General features: G+C 45.3%; 15 protein-coding genes. 7 read left to right on the plus strand and 8 right to left on the minus strand.

Features of this window, described 5'->3' with window-relative positions:
- Window positions 1-12: 12 nt before the first annotated feature.
- The 8 genes from ACNPNW_RS07455 to ACNPNW_RS07490 form a co-directional block, all read right to left on the minus strand.
- A protein-coding gene (locus ACNPNW_RS07455) for an IS5 family transposase (protein ID WP_448766392.1) occupies window positions 13-764 on the minus strand; the annotation gives its coding sequence in 2 pieces (ribosomal slippage) (window positions 13-530 and window positions 530-764; 753 coding nt in all).
- 99 nt (window positions 765-863) lie between these two features.
- On the minus strand, window positions 864-1193 hold the full coding sequence (locus ACNPNW_RS07460; RefSeq protein WP_004280373.1) for a DMT family transporter: 330 nt from the start codon (window positions 1191-1193) through the stop codon (window positions 864-866).
- Window positions 1194-1201: 8 nt separating this feature from the next.
- Complete coding sequence (locus ACNPNW_RS07465) at window positions 1202-2083, minus strand: hypothetical protein (RefSeq protein ID WP_253173411.1); 882 nt, start codon at window positions 2081-2083, stop codon at window positions 1202-1204.
- Window positions 2080-3087, minus strand: a complete 1008-nt coding sequence (locus tag ACNPNW_RS07470) for an isopenicillin N synthase family dioxygenase (protein WP_448766813.1) — start codon at window positions 3085-3087, stop codon at window positions 2080-2082. Before ACNPNW_RS07470 ends, ACNPNW_RS07465 begins: the two co-directional genes overlap by 4 nt.
- Before the next feature lie 77 nt (window positions 3088-3164).
- A complete protein-coding gene (locus tag ACNPNW_RS07475) occupies window positions 3165-4046 on the minus strand; it encodes an ABC transporter ATP-binding protein (protein ID WP_064096740.1) in 882 nt (293 codons plus the stop codon).
- On the minus strand, window positions 4046-4990 hold the full coding sequence (locus tag ACNPNW_RS07480; RefSeq protein ID WP_253173409.1) for an ABC transporter permease: 945 nt from the start codon (window positions 4988-4990) through the stop codon (window positions 4046-4048). The genes ACNPNW_RS07475 and ACNPNW_RS07480 overlap by 1 nt, the downstream gene beginning before the upstream one ends.
- Window positions 4991-5235: 245 nt before the next feature.
- Window positions 5236-6252 (minus strand): ABC transporter substrate-binding protein, encoded by a 1017-nt coding sequence (locus tag ACNPNW_RS07485; RefSeq protein WP_195724737.1) that lies wholly within the window; start codon window positions 6250-6252, stop codon window positions 5236-5238.
- Between the two features lie 10 nt (window positions 6253-6262).
- Window positions 6263-6841 carry an ANTAR domain-containing response regulator gene (locus ACNPNW_RS07490; RefSeq protein ID WP_004280362.1) on the minus strand — a complete coding sequence of 193 codons (579 nt, stop codon included), beginning with the start codon at window positions 6839-6841 and terminating at the stop codon, window positions 6263-6265.
- Between the two features lie 503 nt (window positions 6842-7344).
- Here ACNPNW_RS07490 and nirB point away from each other — a divergent pair.
- The 7 genes from nirB (at window position 7345) to ACNPNW_RS07525 (ending at window position 17178) form a co-directional block, all read left to right on the plus strand.
- Window positions 7345-9891: a nitrite reductase large subunit NirB gene (gene nirB / locus ACNPNW_RS07495; RefSeq protein ID WP_423090286.1), complete on the plus strand. Its 2547-nt coding sequence runs from the start codon at window positions 7345-7347 to the stop codon at window positions 9889-9891.
- Window positions 9892-9915: 24 nt separating this feature from the next.
- Window positions 9916-11526 (plus strand): nitrite reductase small subunit NirD, encoded by a 1611-nt coding sequence (gene nirD / locus ACNPNW_RS07500; protein WP_423090287.1) that lies wholly within the window; start codon window positions 9916-9918, stop codon window positions 11524-11526.
- Between the two features lie 182 nt (window positions 11527-11708).
- Window positions 11709-14486, plus strand: coding sequence for a molybdopterin-dependent oxidoreductase (locus ACNPNW_RS07505; protein ID WP_448766814.1), 2778 nt, complete (start codon window positions 11709-11711; stop codon window positions 14484-14486).
- Window positions 14483-15109, plus strand: coding sequence for a molybdenum cofactor guanylyltransferase (gene mobA, locus ACNPNW_RS07510; protein WP_005266359.1), 627 nt, complete (start codon window positions 14483-14485; stop codon window positions 15107-15109). Before ACNPNW_RS07505 ends, mobA begins: the two co-directional genes overlap by 4 nt.
- Before the next feature lie 230 nt (window positions 15110-15339).
- Window positions 15340-16365: a GTP 3',8-cyclase MoaA gene (gene moaA / locus ACNPNW_RS07515; protein ID WP_423090289.1), complete on the plus strand. Its 1026-nt coding sequence runs from the start codon at window positions 15340-15342 to the stop codon at window positions 16363-16365.
- Window positions 16366-16367: 2 nt separating this feature from the next.
- On the plus strand, window positions 16368-16634 hold the full coding sequence (locus tag ACNPNW_RS07520) for a MoaD/ThiS family protein (protein WP_005246288.1): 267 nt from the start codon (window positions 16368-16370) through the stop codon (window positions 16632-16634).
- Window position 16635: 1 nt separating this feature from the next.
- Complete coding sequence (locus ACNPNW_RS07525; RefSeq protein WP_004646997.1) at window positions 16636-17178, plus strand: molybdenum cofactor biosynthesis protein MoaE; 543 nt, start codon at window positions 16636-16638, stop codon at window positions 17176-17178.
- Window positions 17179-17212: the final 34 nt, after the last annotated feature.

Consider the following 17212-nt stretch of genomic DNA (forward strand, 5'->3'; position numbering starts at 1 on the left):
TAGGGTGTGTCCTCATTTGGCTTTGCACCAAATAAATATGCAGGCTATACGGATCATAGATTTATAATTGCGTGCCAGTTTATCAAATCGAGTTGCAATAGCACGGAAATGTTTTAATCTCGAAAATGCATTTTCAACTAAATGTCTTAATTTATATAGATATTTATCAAACTCCTTATTCGATCTCTTACTGTTTGATCTCAATGGAATAATGGGAATCATATTCTTGTTCTTGGCATATATTCTAATGTGCTCAGCATCATACCCCTTATCAGCAATGAGATAAGTTGCCTCGTCTACCGTATCAATCAGTTGTTTTGCAACTTGACTGTCGTGGACGTCACCCTCAGTGATTTTAAAATCAATCGGTAATCCATTCGCGTCGGTTGCAAGATGTATTTTTGTTGTTCGTCCACCGCGTGATTGTCCAATTGCTCTTTCGAAACCATGCCGAGCTCCACTTGCATGTTGATGCACGCGTATGTAGCTTGCGTCAATGAATACCCATTCCTGATCCAAGATGCCTCGTAATCTAAAAAAAATTTATCCCACAATCCCTTGCTTGCCCAACGATTAAAACGATTGTAAGCAGTTTGCCAAGGACAAAATTCTTGGGGAATATCACGCCATGTGGCGCCTGTACGAAGTTTCCATAAGATCGCTTCCATGATATTTCTACTATTCTTTGAACAGTAACAACCGTGTAATCGCATAGTATCTTGAATTTGCTGCCAGATATCATCGGTAAGAAGAGTACGTGCCATTGAAAATATAGAAATAAAAATAACTCAAAGGAGGATTTTAAGTATTTAAAACCAATTCTTCAAATGAGGACACGCCCTAGTCAGATGAATATTAAAAAATTAAAGCTGCGTACTTTTGGAAAAGACATTGATAAAAATAATGCCAATGATCATAAACGCCAGACCGATCAGCGCGGGAAGATCCAGTTGCTGTTTAAACACCAAGAGGCCAACCGTTGAAATCAGAATAATACCGGCACCAGACCAGATTGCATAGGCAATGCCCATCGGAATGGTTTTCATGGTCAGTGACAGGAAAAACAGGGCAACGGCATAACCGGCAATGGTGGCAAGTGAAGGCCAGAGCACGCTAAAACCATTGGAGGCCTTCAATGCAGAAGTTGCAATGACTTCTGCAATAATGGCAATCGACAGATATAAAAAAGACATATTTCTCCCTAAAACACCCGTTTTGCATGATGCATCAGATGTTCTTGTTCTGACTTGAGCCAGCTTTCAGCTTCTGTAGTCGTTGGCGTCCTGTATTGAAACTCATAATCCGGCTGGTATATATCCAGCTCAAAAATCAGGTCAATTTCACGGTCATCTAAAATGACATGCTGAACCAGACTGCTTTCATTGAGAACTTCAAAATTTTCCAGGTTAAAGGTTTTGCCTGTTTCACTGCTGCGAGTGCTGTAAGTTTTAGCTTGACCATCAGTCCCGATAGAAACTTCAAAACTTTCCACCAAGGCAAACACGGTCGGATCGACAGCTTTCAAGTCCATTTGAGCGACTGCACTTTGCACTTCAGGCAAACGCGTCAGGGCATAGCCAATATGATCGCCACAAATAATCAGGCCACCATCCATTTCCAGTTTCTGACCAGATTGAACATCAAGCGCAGACTGAAGCCGCAGGCCTAAAAATAAACCGTGCTGTACCTGCTGGCGCCAGTCTTCGACATAGACATTATTTGGAGAAAATTCCAGAATACAGTTGCCAACGGCATGTAACCGGGCTGGTTCCGGCCATTGCACATGATTCTGATAATTGGCGTAGTCTTTCACTTCCCAGGACAAGAGCTGGCTGGCGCTATCCCAAAGCGTATTGCCAATCCAGCCTTGGCGTTCCTGAACAGCAGTTCCCGTCTGGCTTTTTAGACGAAGATCAATGGTAAAACTGCGCGACTGAAACCAGTACACAACGGTATTCTCATCAGTCAGGCCATTATAAAAACTGATACTTTTACGCCGGAAAGCACCGTATAAAAAGCCCGGAATAATCTCTGGCTGAGGGATAGTGGGCTTTAAAGTCTTAATCACTTCAAACAGATTCATGATGCTGTCTCCGTCTGTTCTTCAAGTCCAAAAGAGGAAAGTGGTACAGCATTTTTTAAGATCAGTTCACCGCTAGCAACGCGCTGTTTTAAATATTGAAAGGTCTGGGCGGTCTGATTAAACAGATGTTCGCCCCCGATCAGGGCAGAATATTTGGAATTTTCAGTGTGAATCACCGGTTCAATCACGGTGTCATAATTGCAGGCGCAAAACAGCGGGAATGAATAACGTTCTTCCGAGACCTTTTTCACGCGGTGTTTGGTGGCGAGATATTTACCATTCGACAGAATTTCCATCATGTCACCGATATTCATCACCAGGGTATTTTCAATCAGTGGAATATCGATCCATTCGCCGGTTTTATTTAAAACCTGTAAGCCGGGCGCGGTTGGTAACAGCAAGGTAAAGCATTCGTAATCGGTATGTGCGCCAATGCCTTCGGCATCTTGCACTTCCGGATTATAGGGATAATGAATCAAGCGTAGCTGACTTGGTGCATCAGTAATTTTGCTTTCAAAAAAGTCCTCACGAACGCCCAACACCAGTGCAAAGGCAGAAAAAATCTGCCGGCTGATCTCACGCAGATGACTATAGTATTGGCTGACAATAGACTTGAAATCCGGATGGTCTGGCCATAAGGTGGGCCCAAGTAAAGGACAGTCTTTTCTTACCCCCTGATAATCATAATTGACATCATAGGCTTCTTTTAAATCATAACTGTTGCCGGCAAACTGTTCTTCGCCAATCGGCACATAGCCACTATGGTTTTTTGATTTGCCAATATAGTGCTGCATTTTGGTGTCCAGATCCTGAGAAAAATAGGACTGGGCCATTTCAATCAGGGCTTTGGCGTAATCAGAATTAAACTGGCTACCTTGCAGATAAAGAAATCCGACTTCTTTACAGGCATGATCCAGAGCATGAGCAACTTCAATACGATCGGCTAAATCCGGACTTTGTAATTTTGAAATATCAACCAGTGGGAGTACATATTGCGCTTGCATGATAATCACCTCTAATGTTGGTCGTCCAACACAGCGATTAAAACCTTCGGGTCGTCCCAAAGGCATTTTGGATAAGATTATTTATTGCTGCTGACCTTGGTCATACGCGGAATGACCGGCAGTTCTGCCAGTGCCGGATCCAGTTCATCTTCTTCAGCATGCACCAGATAATCGACACGTTGTCTTAACTGTTTAAATTCAGGACTAAGCATGACGTCTGGATGGCGTGGACGAGGTAGATCAACTTCGATAATTTCCTTGATTTCACCCGGATTGGCTTTCAGCGCCACAATACGGTCGGCCAGTAAAATGGCTTCATCCATATCGTGGGTCACAAAAATAATGGTGATATCAATGTTTTGCCATAGGTCCATCAGGTGACGCTGCATTTTTTGCCGCGTATGTGGATCAAGTGCCCCAAAGGGTTCATCCATCAACAGGATTTTCGGTTCATTGACCAAAGCTCGGGCAATCGCGACACGCTGTTTCATCCCGCCAGACAACTCATGCGGATACTGGTTTTCATACTTTTCCAGACCAATGATATTGATCCATTCACGTGCCTGTGCTTCTGCTGCTGCACTACTTTGGCCTTTCATGCGCGGACCAAACATGACATTTTCCTTGACAGTTTTCCATGGAAACAGGGTATAGCCCTGAAACACCATGCCACGCTCCGGACTTGGGCCGGTAATTGGCTGGCCATCCACGAGAATCTCACCACTGCTATAAGGATCCAGGCCGGCAACTACACGGCTAAAGGTTGACTTGCCGCAACCGGAAGGCCCAATCACACAGATGAACTCCCGCTTGTGAATTTTCAAATTGAGTGCATTTAAGACCGTACGCTCGGTTTTGCCATGACTGAATTTTTGTGTCAGTTGCTTTGCTTCCAGAATCACCGGACGGCTATAAATCTTGTCAAAGTATTCGCGGGTATTAAATTCAGTGTTTTGCATCAGTTGGCTCCCGGTTTCCATTTAAATAAGCGTTGTCCCAGTTTCATCAAGATCACATCACAAAGCAGGCCAATCACACCGATAATCAGGATCGCGGCAAAGACATTATCAAAGTTTTGATAGCGGGCTTGCTGGGTAATGAACCAGGTAATCCCGGAGGTACTGCCGATCAGTTCTGCTACGATCAGGTAAGTCCATGCCCAACCCAGCAGCACACGCAGATTGCGGTAAATTTCAGGCAGGGCCGCTGGAATCACCACATGCAACAAGCTTTTCAGTTTATTGGTGCCCAGAGTAAAACCGGCTTCAATCAGGCTGCGATCCACCAGACGTGTGGTATTGGCAATGATCAGGATTTGCTGGAACAGGGTTCCTATCACAATAATGGCAATTTTGGGTGCATCATTAATTCCGAGAATTGCCACTGCCAGTGCACCAAAGGCGGGAGCAGGTAAATAGCGGAAAAACTCAACAAAGGGTTCGGTCAGCTGGGAAATTTTATTTGAAAATCCGCATAAAATACCGAGTGGAATACCAACCAAGGAAGAAATAAAGAACGCGGTAAAGACCAACTTGATACTGTGCCACAGACTTTCATGAAACCAGGGTGCATTGGCTTGGGTAGGCTCCGTGGTAAACGCCGTGACCAGTGCAATCGCAACTTCATGTGGTGCAGGCAGATAAATCGGGTTGACCAGAATACCCTGCGGCGGAGCCAGACCCTGATCTACCGCAGACTGCGCAGCAGAAAAAAACTGGTCTTTATCAATACGACTCTCGACCTGTAAATAGGCAACACTACCAGAATCAGTAATCTGGACTTGTGGATGCCAGATAAATGGCAAATAGCTGACTGCACACCAAATCAGAATTGGTATTAAAAAAGACCCCAAGCCAAACAGCAATTTATTTCTTTGACTGAGTTCACGTGCAACGTAACTCATAGTGTTGCCCCTCAATATTACAAATTTTATAAAACGTAATACTGAATAAGCAAAATGGATGCCATTTCATCCCAAATCCTGAAATGACTCTTAAAATGGCTTATTTTTATAGAAAAAATTAGCAGACAACTTTTAATCATATTCAAGAAGTTAGATCAGAATGCAGAGATTTTTAATCATTTTCTGGAAAATAAACTCAATAAAAAAGACCCGAAAAATCAGGTCTCTTTTTTCAGTAACATCATTTAGCCAATAATGTCTGCATGCTGGTTTTGCAAGCTATAGATGCACTGCTGCGCAATCTGTTTTTTCTCGGCTGCGGTCATTTCAATATCTTCCCATTTCTGCATCTGCTGCAGAAGCCAGATAAAATCATCGACTTTCGGTTTGGCACTTTCTCCAACAAAATTCCGGATAATATTCTTGATTTTGTAAAAGTCATAGACATGCCGCTGGGCGGAACATTCAAACTGAATAATCTGATAATCCACCAGCATGTTCCATACGTCTGATAAATCGCTGCGCTGCTTTAAATCATCCTGCGCTTTTTGTACAGCCTTGACCACTGCCTCTACGGTAAATGGATGCTGTTCTGCCCATTCCTGGGTCATGGCCAAGACTTTATCGGCAACTTTTGGAATGACATTCTGGCTGGCAGCGACAATAAAGCTATAGCCTTCAAGTTTGGCCTGAATATTCCAGGGTTCTCCCACGCAAAACCCATCAAATACCTGTTCTGCGATTCCTTTTACCATAGAAGGCGGTGGAGAGGTCATCAGCTGGATATTCTTGGCCAGTTGTGGATCAGTCAGTGCCAGCCATTCTTTTAAACAGTAATGATGAATCGAATATTTATAAACATAGGCCAGATTGATGGAATGATTCTGTTGTAAAGCCAGTACAAGTTTCTTTGAGGTAATCTGTTCATCATCCTCAGGCTGGATACCGAGTTCATAGCACAGATCTTGGCGCAGGCTAATAAAAGCCTGATTCACGCTCAGTACTAGAGGGGTTTGCAAAGCCACCTGTAACTGGTCTGTGCCCAGGGCAGCAGCGGGCAACATGGCGGACAGACAATGTGCAGCATCCAGAAAGCCATAGGCCAGACGGTCACGCAAACTTGACCATGAGGCTTCGCGGATTAAATTGATGGTTAATCCTTGCTCGGCAAAATAACCCTGTTTTTCAGCCCAGAGAATGGCAACACAATCAAGTAAAGGAATATAGCCAATATTGAGTTCAGTTTTTTCTAATGTGGACATATGCTTTTCCTTATTGGCCCAGTAACAGCTTCTGTGCATCCAGTAAGCGTCTGGCCATTTCACCAATGGTAATCCGGTGACTCATGGCATTTTTACGCAATAAAGCAAAAGCTTGCTCTTCCGTTAAGGCATGCAGCTGGATGAGCAGGGCTTTGGCTTTATCGATATCTTTACGGTCAATCAGCTTGTCCTGGGTTTCTTTTAAATCGTTCAGCAGCTTTTTATGTTTGCGGAATTGTTCAATTGAAATTTCCAGAATGCTTTCTAGTTTGGTGGGATCAATACCATCGACAATATAAGCCGTGATTCCGGCATCAATCGCACTTTTGATGGTGTCTTTATTGGAGTTCTGGGTAAACAGCACGGTCGGAAGTTCATATTGGCTGACACAGCTTTCAATAATATCCCGATGCGGATGATCCATATTCAGCAGGATCACATCTGCATGAATACCCTTAACATGTACCATATTCAGGTCATTCAGGATTAAACAGGCCACCACCTGAAAATCATGTGAAAGCAGGGATTCCTGGATGAATTGGGCGCGCTCCAGATCATCATCAATAAGAGCAATTCGTAATTTGGACATGGAATATTTTCAAGTAAGGCCTAAGGAATATTCAAGCAGGAGTAAAGCAAAAAACATGCCATTAAATTGGTGCATAAAATTCTATTTTTCTGTTCAATTTAGTGCATAGCTTTAGGGATTTCAGCTGATGGCTGATCAAAATGAAGCGTTTAGGTAGATCATCTGCCTGAAATAAGGCGTTTTCTTATTGGAAAAGTTGGCACGATTTCTGCATTTATTAAATCGTCAAAGATGACTTTCAATATTAACAACGGCCAACGATGTCCGTTCTGATCGTAATTGCACTTTCAAGGAGTGTGATTGGTATTTCGTTCAGCACAGGATAAATGACATGGTCAGTTGTTCAGCAATACAAAACGCACAAGCGTTTCAACCCTTCCTCCAGCATTACAAAGCGCTGGGTTGCGGTATTTACAACATATTCAATCAGCAGACATATCAATGCCTAGACGTGATATGCGGCTTTTTATCATCTTTAAAAAAACAATAGTTGGAGTGCAGATATGAAAATTCTCATGATTGGGCATGGCATGGTGGGGCATAAATTCATCGAATCTGTACTGGAACAGACCGGTGATGACATTGAGCTGACCATTTTGGCAGAAGAGCCACATTTAGCTTATGACCGGGTACATTTGACCGAATATTTCAGCGGCAAGTCGGTTAAGGATCTGAGTCTGTGTCGTAGTGATTTTGCCGATGCTTATGGCATTGATTTGCGACTTAATACTAAAGCGGTTGAAATTGATCAGCTCCATAAAACCGTCACCACCAGCCAGGGTGATGTGCTGAGTTTTGACAAGTTGATTCTCGCTACCGGTTCTTATGCCTTTGTGCCACCAATCCCGGGCAATGACCGTCAGAATTGCTTTGTTTATCGTACCATTGAAGATCTGGATGCCATTCGTGCAGCCAGTCTGAATGCCAAAACTGGCGTAGTGATTGGCGGCGGCTTGCTAGGGCTGGAAGCAGCGAAAGCCCTGCGAGATCTGAATCTGGAAACCCATGTCGTAGAATTTGCTCCGCGTCTGATGGTGGTGCAGATTGATGATCTGGGCGGCCGGGTACTGCGCTCTAAAATTGAAGACCTTGGTGTCAAGGTACATACTCAAAAGGCCACGTCAAGTATTGAAGATGGTGACAGCACTCAGCATGTAATGAAGTTCGGAGATGGTTCGGTGCTTGAAACCGATATCATCCTGTTCTCGGCCGGCATTCGTCCGCGTGATGAACTGGCGCGCCAAAGTGGTTTACTGATTGGTGAGCGTGGCGGCATCATCATTAATGATTATTGCCAGACCTCACATCCGGACATTTATGCCATTGGTGAATGTGCACTTTGGGACAATAAAATTTATGGTCTGGTTGCACCAGGCTATGACATGGCGCGGATCGCGGCAAAACATGTCCTAGGCCAAGAAAGTCATGCATTCGCTGGTGCGGACATGAGTACCAAGCTCAAACTGATGGGCGTGGATGTCGCTTCTATTGGTGATGCACACGCCATGTCACCAGGTGCCTTGAGCTATTTCTATGCTGATGAAGCCGCGCAGGTTTATAAAAAAATCGTGGTGTCAGCAGACAAGACCAAGCTGCTGGGCGCGGTGCTGGTGGGCTGTGCCAAAGAATATAGTGATCTCCTGCAAATGATGCTGAATGGTCTGGCTGTACCGGAGCAACCGGAAAGCCTGATCATGCCGGGCTTTGATCAGTCGACTTCCAAATCAGGTGGTAGTGGTGTCGATTTATTGCCTGACAGTGCGACCATCTGTTCATGTAATAACGTTTCCAAAGCTGATATCTGTTCAGCTATTGATGGCGGTGCAACTTCATTGGGTGCACTGAAAAAATGCACCCAGGCTGCAACGGCGTGCGGTGGCTGTGCACCACTGGTAACGCAGGTTCTCAAATCTGAATTACAGCGTCAGGGTGTCACGGTGAACAATCACCTGTGCGAACACTTTGCCTATTCACGTCAGGAACTGTATCACCTGGTACGCGTGCATGAAATCAAGACATTCTCTGACCTGATTCAGCAACATGGGCACGGCATGGGCTGTGATATCTGCAAACCGACTGTAGCCAATATTCTGGCATCCTGCTGGAATGATTTTGTTCTGAAACCAAGTCATGCCGGTTTGCAGGATAGCAACGACTACTACCTCGGCAATATCCAGAAAGATGGTTCCTATTCGATTGTGCCACGTGTGGCAGGCGGCGAGATTACCCCGGATGGTCTGATTACCATCGGTCAGATCGCCAAAGATTATGGTCTATATACCAAAATCACGGGCGGACAACGAATTGACATGTTTGGTGCGCAGGTACATCAACTGCCTGAAATCTGGGAAAAACTGATCAATGCCGGTTTCGAGTCCGGACATGCTTACGGCAAATCCTTACGTACGGTGAAATCTTGTGTGGGTAGTACCTGGTGCCGTTTTGGAGTCGATGATTCTGTCGGCTTGGCGATTTTCCTGGAAAATCGTTATAAAGGCCTGCGTTCACCCCATAAAACCAAAATGGCAGTATCCGGCTGTACCCGTGAATGTGCAGAAGCACAGAGCAAGGATGTCGGTGTCATTGCCACGGAAAAAGGCTGGAATCTATATGTATGCGGCAATGGCGGCATGAAACCGCGCCATGCTGAACTGCTTGCCTCGGATCTGGATACTTCCACACTAATCAAATATATCGACCGCTTTTTTATGTTCTATATCCAGACAGCGGATCGACTGCAGCGCACCAGCGTATGGCGTGACAATATGGAAGGCGGTCTGGACTATCTGAAAGATGTCATTGTGCATGATTCGCTCGGCATTGCTGCTGAACTGGAAAGCCGTATGCAGCATGTGATTGGCACTTATCAGGATGAATGGCGCACTGCGATTGAAGATCCTGAAGTACGCAAACGTTTTAAGACCTTTATTAATGCCAAAGCAGCCGAGCAGAATGACCCGCATATTCAGTTTGCACCTGTACGTGGCCAGATTCGTCCAAAGACAGAAGCTGAACGTGATTTAAACCGTATTCCAGTGGTTGAAGCCTAAATACTACAGTCAGGGAGAATGAAAATGACAATTTTAAAAGACATGAACGAACTGAACTGGTACGAAGTCTGTCATCTGGATGAGATCACCCCAAATACCGGTGTTGCAGCCCTGATTGAAGATCAGCAGATTGCAATTTTTCGCGTGGGTCAGGAACAGCGGGTTTATGCTCTCAGCAATCAGGATCCATTTAGTCTCGCCAATGTCATGGCACGTGGCATTCTGGGTGATCTGCAAGGTGAGCGTGTAGTCGCATCCCCAATTTACAAGCAGCATTTCAGTCTGGTTACCGGCCGTTGTCTGGAAGAACAAGACCAGAAATTACTGGTATTTCCAACCCGAATTGAAAATGGCAAAGTTCTGGTGAGTCCAACTCCACAAAAGACCTATATTTCCAGTAATGGTCAAAACACAGAGCGTTTAAAACTGGTACTGGTCGGGAATGGACTGGCGGGTATGCGCTGTCTGGAAGACTTGCTGGATATGGCGCCAGATCGTTATGACATTACCGTGATTGGGGAAGAGTCATGGGGTAATTACAACCGGATCATGTTGTCACCAGTATTGTCCGGTGAGAAAAGCTTTGCCGAAATTATGCTGCATTCAGCCGACTGGTATGCCGAAAAAGGCATTCGATTCATCGCTGGAGATGCTGCCATCTCTATCGACCGTTCGCGTAAACAGGTCCACACCCAAAAAGGCGAAGTCGTTGCTTATGATCGTCTGATCCTCGCTACTGGTTCCAAACCCTTCGTGCCACCTATTCCGGGTGCTGAACTTGAAGGCGTGATTAGCTTCCGGGATATTCAGGATGTTAACCGCATGCTGGACTACTGCAAAACCAAGCAAAACGCCGTCGTGATTGGGGGCGGCCTGCTGGGACTGGAAGCAGCTTATGGACTGAAGCAGCAAGGGATGAATGTGACTGTGCTGCACCTGATGGACCGTATTATGGATCGTCAGCTGGACATGAAAGCCAGTCAAATGCTGGAAAAATCAATCGAAAATAAAGGCATCCGGATCATCACCGAAGCCAATACCGAAGAGCTGATCAGTATAGACGGTCATGTGACTCAACTGCGCTTAAAAGACGGGACAATGCTGGATGCCGATTTAGTGGTTTTTGCCGTCGGAATTCGCCCAAATAAAACTCTGGCTGAACAGGCTGGCTTGCGCTGTAATCGTGGGGTGCTGGTGAATGACACCATGCAGACCTATGACCCGAGTATTTATGCGGTGGGTGAATGTATTGAGCATCGTGGCCAAACCTTTGGACTGGTTGAGCCATTATGGGGACAGGCCTTTATCTGTGCGACGCATCTGGCTGAACATGGCCGACTGACCTTTAAGGCACCGACTGTTCCGACCCAACTCAAGGTTAGCGGATGTGATGTCTTTTCGGCCGGAAATTTTGAACCTCAGGATGATTTTGAAGATATCGTGCTGAATGATGAGAAGCGTCAGATTTATAAACGGATCATCATTCAACAGGACAAGGTCATTGGTGCTGTGCTATTTGGCGATACCGAAGATGGGGCTTGGTATGCAGAACTGATTGCAGACCAGACACCAATTAGTAATATCCGCAGCAAACTGCTTTTTGGTCGGGATTTTGCATTAAAAAAGGCAGGGTAATCGGATAAACCTCCTCCAAACCCTCTTTGAAAAAGAGGGGAACCTCCCTCCTTTGCTAAAGGAGGGTTGGGAAGGATTAAAACTTTTGAGATATAGAAAATATTTAAATCAAACCTGTAAAAACTAGATATCAGAGATTTGGTGAAACACGTGAATTTGGATGATTAAGGAGCACAGCAGCAATGAATAGTATTCCGGTTATGGAACTACATAGCTCTACTGAATCCCAAATAAAAACCACTCAGACGACCTGTCCTTATTGTGGAGTAGGCTGTGGTGTCATCGCGCATGTAAGCCAAACCCCTATGGGTGAAAAGGTTCAGGTTGAAGGCGATGTTCAGCATCCTGCGAACTTGGGCAAGTTGTGTATTAAAGGCAGTCATCTTGCCGATACACTTGGCTTAAAAACCCGGCTTCTGCATCCGATGACAGGGCGAAAAGAGCAGCGGCAAATAAGCACTTGGGATCATGCTATTTCAAGTATTGCCAATAAATTTCAGCAATATATTGATCAGTATGGACGTGACAGCATCGCCTTTTACGTCTCCGGCCAGCTTTTGACTGAAGACTATTATGTGGTGAACAAGTTTGTAAAGGGCTATCTCGGTACTGCCAATATTGATACCAATTCAAGACTGTGCATGTCATCTGCTGTGGCAGCGCATAAACGGGCTTTTGGCGAAGATCTGGTACCGGCCAGCTATACAGATTTTGAGCAGACAGAAATGGTGGTTCTGGTCGGATCCAATACCGCCTGGTGCCATCCGGTGCTTTATCAGCGCATTATGAAAGCCAAAGAAGAGCGGGATTTATTCGTGGTAGTGATTGATCCACGCTTTACCGCAACCTGTGAAGCGGCAGACTTACACTTGCCGATTTTACCAGGTCAGGATGTCGCGCTGTTTAATGGCTTGTTGCAATATCTTCAGCAAAATGGTCATGCCGATCTGGATTTTGTTACACACCATACTCAAGGTCTGGAGCAGGCGCTTGCCAGTAGCTCGACAGAGTCATCACTTGAAAGCGTGGCAAAACGTACCGGTATTGCTATTGAAAAATTAACCTTATTTTTTCAGAAATTTGCCCAGAACGAAAAAATCATGAGCCTGTTTTCCATGGGCGTAAACCAATCCTCTCAAGGAGTAGACAAAGCCAATAGCATTATCAACTGTCATTTATTGACAGGAAAAATAGGCAAACCCGGTTCGGCACCTTTTTCCATGACCGGACAGCCGAATGCGATGGGCGGACGGGAGGTCGGTGGGCTGGCCAATATGCTGGCCAGTCATCTGGATTTGGATAATCCGCAACATCAGCAACTGGTGCAGGATTTCTGGCAAAGCCCGGTCATCGCGCGGCAGCCCGGATTAAAAGCAGTCGATTTATTTCAAGCGGTGGAAAGCGGGAAAATCAAAGCCATCTGGATTATGGCCACCAATCCGATCGTGAGTTTGCCCGATGCAGATCAGGTTAAACGCGCTCTGGAGAAGTGTGAATTTGTGGTGGTCTCCGATATTTGTCTCAACACCGATACCACGCAATATGCCGATGTACTGTTACCGGCACTGGGTTGGGGCGAAAAAGATGGCACAGTCACCAATTCGGAGCGCTGTATTTCCCGGCAAAAGGCTTTTTTGCCGGCTCCGGGTGAAGCTAAAGCAGACTGGTGGGCCATTTCCCGGGTGGCTCAGGTCTTAGGTTTTCGCGGTTTTGACTTTAACAACAGTCATGACATTTTTCTGGAACATGCCCGTTTATCTGCCTATCAGAATAGTTCGCTTTCGCAACGTGAAGATACACCGAATTTTCGCTATTTCAACCTGCAAGGTTTAACTCATCTCGGTTTTGCGGAATATCAGAATCTAACACCGATTCGGTGGCCAGTCTGGGATAAGCAAGAAGTTTATCAGGTTGATCAACTATTTAGTCAAGGCCAGTTTAGCCATGCAGATGGCAAAGCCAGATTGGTGCCAACAGTTGCAGCCGATCCGGTACATGCTATTTCTGCTGAATATCCTCTGATCCTGAATACTGGACGCATTCGCGATCAATGGCACACCATGAGCCATACCGGATTATCTGCCAGTTTGTCCCAGCATCGTGCCGAGCCTTATTGCGAGCTGCATCCGCAAGATGCACTGAAGTATGGCCTGAAAGATGCCGAGCTGGTCGAGGTGAAATCCGCTTGGGGAAGTTGTGTACTCCGTGTGCAATTTTCACAAAATATACGACGTGGCCAGATTTTTGCACCGATTCACTGGAACGACCAGTTTGCATCCGATGCGCGGATTGGCAAAGTGGTGAATCCGGTGGTTGACCCGATTTCCGGCGAGCCAGAATTTAAGCATACTCCGGTGATGATCCAGCCATTTTATACCCAGTGGCAGGGCGTGCTGTATGTACGGGAAGGCTTTGAGCAGAAAATCCAGACCATGATTAAAAATACGGTGTGGTGGAGCAAAACTCAAACCACTCAGGCCATCCGGTATGAACTGGCAGACCGGCGCCGTTTTTCTGATATCACCGGGCAGATCAAGAGCCTGTTAGCCTTTGATGATGAAAGCTTTGAATGGCTGAATCTCGAAGATCAAACGGCGCATATCAGTCATAGTGTGGTGCTTCAGGATGGCCAGTTAATTGCCAGTTTTTATATCGCACCGGCGGCACTATTGCCAGATCGTGACTGGGTGGCAGGCCTGTTTAGACGTGAACGTCTGAGTGCATTACATCGTAAAGCATTGCTGGCAGGTCAGGCCATGTCGATGGGAAATAGTGAAGGGCCATTAGTCTGTAGCTGTTTTAAGGTCGGTAAGAACCGAATTATTCAAACCATTAAAGATAAAAATATCACGCATGAAAAACAGGTAACTGCATGTCTAAAAGCCGGAGGAAATTGTGGTTCATGTTTGCCAGAAATTAGAGGCCTGATTAAAGCCTGCCAGACGGAGTACATAGAATGAAAAGAAGAGTGATGAAGACGGTGTCTTATCCGGAAACTGATGTGGTGATCCTGGCCGGAGGTTTAGCGCGGCGCATGAATGGCATCAATAAATTGCTGCACAAATTTGATGATGAAATCCAGCTCATTAAAATCCATCAGCAGTTGAAGTCCCGGGCAAGCAAAGTTTGGGTCAATAGTCATCGGGATCACTCCATTTATAAACGGATGATTCCTTCGATCGACTTTTATCAGGACGATGAACCCGGTTTTCAGGGACCATTGATGGGCATGAAGAGTGCTTGGTCACATGTACAATCTGATTATGTGCTGTTCGTACCCTGTGATGTGACCTATATTCCCAAAAAAGTCATTTCACGTTTACATCAGGCCCTGCAACGACATCCTTTATCTGAAGTGGCGGTAGTTGAAATCAATGAAAAGGCATTGTTTCCATTCTGTCTGATGAAACGCAGCAGCTTACCCACTCTTATACAACATCTTGAAAATGATCAGCACAGTTTAAAACTCTGTTTTGCTGACATGCACATGCAGCGGGCAAGCTTTAAAAATCGTGCCCTGTTTTTTCACAGTATTAATTCATTTGACGAGCTACAGCAGCATCAACAGCTTAACTTTCTCTAGCGTTTAAAATGCTAAAAGTCGAATTATCATATTCTGGTTCACCAAAATATTGCTTTTTTTATTTTTCGAGCGAACTTTTGGACTAAAAAAGAACAAATATTACCCATTAATATTCATTAAACATAAATTTGTGCAAAGTTGGAACACTTATTGCTCATTCATTGTGAAGAAATAGGGCAGTAAATCAAGACTGTTAAATAACCGTGCAGATCTCATCATGGACCGCAGCAATGAACAGCATGACAGCTTTAGCACCTCGCAGTATCTTTCAGGATCAGTTTGGACGCCAGAAACGTAAGTTGCGGATCTCGGTGACTGACCGTTGTAATTTCAAATGCAGCTATTGCATGCCTGAACATCCGGAATGGATGAATAAAAAAGATTTGCTCAGTTTTGAAGCCCTGTATGCTTTTTGCGAGTTTATGGTGCGACACGGGATTGAGCAGATCCGGGTGACGGGTGGCGAACCGTTGATGCGTCAAGGCATCGTTCATTTTATTGCCCGCTTACAGACATTGAAAGCCTTTGGCCTGAAACGTATTTCCATGACCAGTAATGGCCATTATTTAAAAGATTATGCCAAGGCGCTTAAACAGGCAGGACTGGATGATCTGAATATCAGTCTGGACAGTCTTGATCCAAAGCAATTTCAGCAACTGACTCAAAAACAGTTGCAGCCTGTACTTCAAGGTATTTCTGCCGCGCAGCAGGCTGGTTTGACCGTCAAGATCAATAGTGTGCTGATCAAAGGCATCAATGACGATCAGATTATTCCTTTGGTGAAGTGGGCACAGCATCAGGCTGTAGAACTGCGTTTTATTGAATTTATGCCCCTTGATGGCGATCAGAAATGGAATCCGTCTGATGTCATCAGTGAGCAAGATATCCTGGCTCAACTGAAAACTGAATTTGATGTCCAGGTATCTCAAGGACAAGGCGCCAATCCAGCCCGTGGCTATTTGGTCAATGGGCAGCCTTTGGGGATTATTTCCACCATTACCCATTCATTTTGCAGTGATTGTGACCGTCTGCGCCTCAATGCCCAAGGTGAATTTTATAACTGTTTATTTGCCAGACAAGGCCTGAACCTTAAGGCAGATATCGAACAACTGGCGCTGGATCATTTCGCCACACAGACATTTCAGCACAAGCTCCACGCTTATATCTGGCATAAAGAGGCCGGCTTCCATGCGATCCAGCAATCACCCATACAAAAGCCGATCCGAAAAATCAGTATGCACAGCATTGGAGGATAAATATGTCACTCACTCAGCAAAAATTAATTCATATCAAAATAGAAGCCTTCGGTGCGATTGAACGACAAATTCCTGCAGATTTGAGTTTGCAATGCAAGTCTGAAATTCAGGTTTCTGAAGTTCTGAACGAATTGCTATCCCTCTATCCCGATATACAGCCCATGCTGGAACGTTGTGCCTGTGCAATCGGTGAAGACATTATTTCCAGACAGAATGTTTTAAATCGTGACAGTACGCTGGTGCTGTTATCGCCGGTAGCAGGAGGCTGAGATGCAACTCAAGTCACTAAAACAATTTGCCCGAATCCAGCAGACTGCTTTTAGTCTGGAGGATTTTGATGGTATTCAGCATTTTCCGGAATGTGGTGGAATCGGCATCTTTGTCGGAACAGTACGTAACCATCATCAAGGGAAAGCTGTGCGTGCCCTGAAATATACCGCCTATGCGCCTGTGGCTGAAAAAATGATTCGTGAAATTGAACAGCAGATCCAGATCAAATACCAGGTGTCTTATGTGCGGGTAGTGCACCGTATTGGTGAGCTGGAGGTTGGGGAAACAGCCATTATTGCTATGGCTTATGCGGCCCATCGTCGTGAGGCCTTCGCTGCCTGTGAGGAAGCTGTGGAACGGGTGAAGCATGAGGTTCCGGTCTGGAAAGAAGAGTTTTATCTGGATGGTAGCAGCCAGTATGTGGAAGGCTGTTGTATTCGAAAAGATCATGGACCTGAAACTAATCACTCTCATCATGCAGAAGAAGCGCATTGTCACCATCACCATGTAGCAGAACACGCTTGCCAATCACCATCTAATTAAATGCGTCCAATGAGGATGCATAAGATGAATCACT

It is taken from the genome of Acinetobacter endophylla, assembly GCF_053543775.1.

Coding starts and splice junctions, on each gene's coding strand:
- moaA (WP_423090289.1), top strand. CDS start 15,340: ATGAACAGCATGACAGCTTTAGCACCTCGCAGTATCTTTCAGGATCAG.
- ACNPNW_RS07505 (WP_448766814.1), top strand. CDS start 11,709: ATGAATAGTATTCCGGTTATGGAACTACATAGCTCTACTGAATCCCAA.
- ACNPNW_RS07460 (WP_004280373.1), bottom strand. CDS start 1,193: ATGTCTTTTTTATATCTGTCGATTGCCATTATTGCAGAAGTCATTGCA.
- nirD (WP_423090287.1), top strand. CDS start 9,916: ATGACAATTTTAAAAGACATGAACGAACTGAACTGGTACGAAGTCTGT.
- ACNPNW_RS07520 (WP_005246288.1), top strand. CDS start 16,368: ATGTCACTCACTCAGCAAAAATTAATTCATATCAAAATAGAAGCCTTC.
- nirB (WP_423090286.1), top strand. CDS start 7,345: ATGAAAATTCTCATGATTGGGCATGGCATGGTGGGGCATAAATTCATC.
- mobA (WP_005266359.1), top strand. CDS start 14,483: ATGAAAAGAAGAGTGATGAAGACGGTGTCTTATCCGGAAACTGATGTG.
- ACNPNW_RS07475 (WP_064096740.1), bottom strand. CDS start 4,046: ATGCAAAACACTGAATTTAATACCCGCGAATACTTTGACAAGATTTAT.
- ACNPNW_RS07470 (WP_448766813.1), bottom strand. CDS start 3,087: ATGCAAGCGCAATATGTACTCCCACTGGTTGATATTTCAAAATTACAA.
- ACNPNW_RS07485 (WP_195724737.1), bottom strand. CDS start 6,252: ATGTCCACATTAGAAAAAACTGAACTCAATATTGGCTATATTCCTTTA.
- ACNPNW_RS07490 (WP_004280362.1), bottom strand. CDS start 6,841: ATGTCCAAATTACGAATTGCTCTTATTGATGATGATCTGGAGCGCGCC.
- ACNPNW_RS07465 (WP_253173411.1), bottom strand. CDS start 2,083: ATGAATCTGTTTGAAGTGATTAAGACTTTAAAGCCCACTATCCCTCAG.
- ACNPNW_RS07525 (WP_004646997.1), top strand. CDS start 16,636: ATGCAACTCAAGTCACTAAAACAATTTGCCCGAATCCAGCAGACTGCT.
- ACNPNW_RS07480 (WP_253173409.1), bottom strand. CDS start 4,990: ATGAGTTACGTTGCACGTGAACTCAGTCAAAGAAATAAATTGCTGTTT.